The sequence below is a fragment of the Hydrocoleum sp. CS-953 genome, assembly GCF_002260545.1.
Classification (GTDB): domain Bacteria; phylum Cyanobacteriota; class Cyanobacteriia; order Cyanobacteriales; family Microcoleaceae; genus Trichodesmium.
Window position 1 is genome coordinate 1 of the sequence record NZ_LGSU01000148.1, and the last position, 2,286, is coordinate 2,286.

The window sequence follows — 2,286 nt, forward strand, 5'->3', positions numbered from 1 at the left end:
ACTTTTAACTAATGAATCCCTTACTTAATATTGAAAATCTACGAGTAGCTTATCCTGAAAAACGTGGAAAATCTCATTGGGCAGTAAATAATGTTTCTCTAAAACTTCAACCTGGAGAAAAATTAGGATTAGTGGGAGAATCTGGATGTGGTAAATCTACCCTCGGACGTGCTGCTATGAGATTATTTCCCCAGTCGGTACAAGTTGAGGGGTTTGACTTTTAACTTTTGACTTTTAACTTTTGACTTTTAACTAATGAATCCCTTACTTAATATTGAAAATCTACGAGTAGCTTATCCTGAAAAACGTGGAAAATCTCATTGGGCAGTAAATAATGTTTCTCTAAAACTTCAACCTGGAGAAAAATTAGGATTAGTGGGAGAATCTGGATGNACTTTTAACTAATGAATCCCTTACTTAATATTGAAAATCTACGAGTAGCTTATCCTGAAAAACGTGGAAAATCTCATTGGGCAGTAAATAATGTTTCTCTAAAACTTCAACCTGGAGAAAAATTAGGATTAGTGGGAGAATCTGGATGCGGTAAATCTACCCTCGGACGTGCTGCTATGAGATTATTACCCCAGTCGGTACAAGTTGAGGGGTCTGTTACCTTCGGGGAAAAATCCGTGTTTGGGATGAACCCCTCTCAACTCAGAAAATTTCGTGGTGAAGCAGTAGCATTAGTTTTCCAAGACCCGATGACTCGCCTCGACCCATTAATGACTATTGGGGATCATTGTATAGAAACTATTAAAGCACACCAACCCTATCTATCTAAATCTCAGGCAGAAAAAAAATCTATAGAGACTCTCGAAACTGTTAATATTCCTGCTAGTCGTTGGTCTCAATATCCCCATGAATTTAGTGGGGGAATGCGACAAAGGGTGGCGATCGCTTTAGCACTTTTACTTGACCCGAAATTAATAGTTGCTGACGAACCTACTACCAGTTTAGATGTAACTATAGCATCTCAAATTTTGCAGGAACTAACTAGACTTTGCCAAGAACGTCAGACTTCTTTATTATTAATTTCCCATGATTTGGCAATGGTGGGAGAATATTGTGACCGTATTGCTGTAATGTATGGAGGTGAAATAGTAGAAATAGGTTCTATTGAAAAAATTCTTCACAACCCCCAACATGAATATACTAAATCTCTATTTGAAGCTGCTTTACATATTCAAGTAACTGAATCTAATTCTCCTCAAATTAAACCAGAAAAATCTGAAGAAATAAGAGTTGCCAAAACAGTTAAACCTATTTTACAAATCAAAGATTTAGTTAAACATTACAGCTTAGAAAGTAATTTTATAGAGCAGTTATTTTTTTCTGGCAAAAGCAAACTTATTAAAGCAGTTGATGGAGTTAACTTAAATCTTTATTCAGGAGAAATATTAGGATTAGTCGGAGAATCTGGTTGTGGTAAAAGTACCCTATCTCGAACTATTTTACAATTAATTAAATCTACTTCTGGTTCAGTCGAATTTCAAGATACAGATTTAACAATTCTTTCCCACTCCGCCTTACAACCATACCGTCGCGAAATGCAAATGATATTTCAAGACCCCCTCGCTTGTCTCAACCCCATGATGACTGTTAACCAGATAATAGCTGACCCCCTATTTATTCATAATTTAGCTAGCACGGAAAAAGCTAAAATTCAAGTTGAGGAAATGCTAGAAAAAGTAGGCTTGACTCCAGTAGCAGAATATGGTAATCGATATCCTTCCGAATTATCTGGAGGACAACAACAAAGAGTTGCTATTGCCAGAGCATTAATTACTAATCCAAAACTAATTATTTGTGATGAACCTGTAAGTATGTTAGATGCTACTATTCAAACTCAAGTTTTAGACTTAATGTTGGAGTTGAAAAAAGAATTAAATTTAACTTATTTATTTATTACCCATGACTTGTGGGTAGCTAGATTTATTTGTGACAGAATTGCTGTTATGAATAGTGGCAAAATTGTTGAGCAAGGGAAAACTGAAGAAATATTTAATCATCCGCAACATTCTTATACTCAGACATTGTTAAATGCAGCGCCACTATTATCAAGTGTTTAATACTGTCAAAGCTAGGTTTTGAGCAATAAAATTTTATCTTCTTTTTTGGGTTTAACTCACACTTTTAATTATGATTATTGTGCAGGTGATTTATGAATTTATTCTACTGAATTTTTCGGAGGATTTTTACATCAGAAATTCCTTTGGCCTTAGCCATATCCAGTAAACCTAATAAATGGTCTATATGGGAATGAACTCCTCCAGGGGAACATAAACC

The 2,286-nt window shown here is 35.3% G+C and carries 1 protein-coding gene and 2 pseudogenes; 2 read left to right on the forward strand and 1 reads right to left on the reverse strand.

What is annotated here, in order from left to right:
* Window positions 1–11: 11 nt before the first annotated feature.
* Together AFK68_RS43785 and AFK68_RS01100 are read left to right on the forward strand one after the other, a co-directional pair.
* Window positions 12–212 (forward strand): annotated as a pseudogene (locus tag AFK68_RS43785) (ATP-binding cassette domain-containing protein); the annotation flags it as partial.
* A 192-nt stretch (window positions 213–404) separates the two neighbouring features.
* The gene (locus AFK68_RS01100) at window positions 405–2,069 is read left to right on the forward strand and encodes an ABC transporter ATP-binding protein (RefSeq protein ID WP_094670960.1); all 1,665 of its coding nucleotides are present in this window, start codon (window positions 405–407) and stop codon (window positions 2,067–2,069) included.
* 121 nt (window positions 2,070–2,190) lie between these two features.
* Here AFK68_RS01100 and AFK68_RS01105 read toward each other — a convergent pair.
* Window positions 2,191–2,286 (reverse strand): annotated as a pseudogene (locus AFK68_RS01105) (hypothetical protein); the annotation flags it as partial.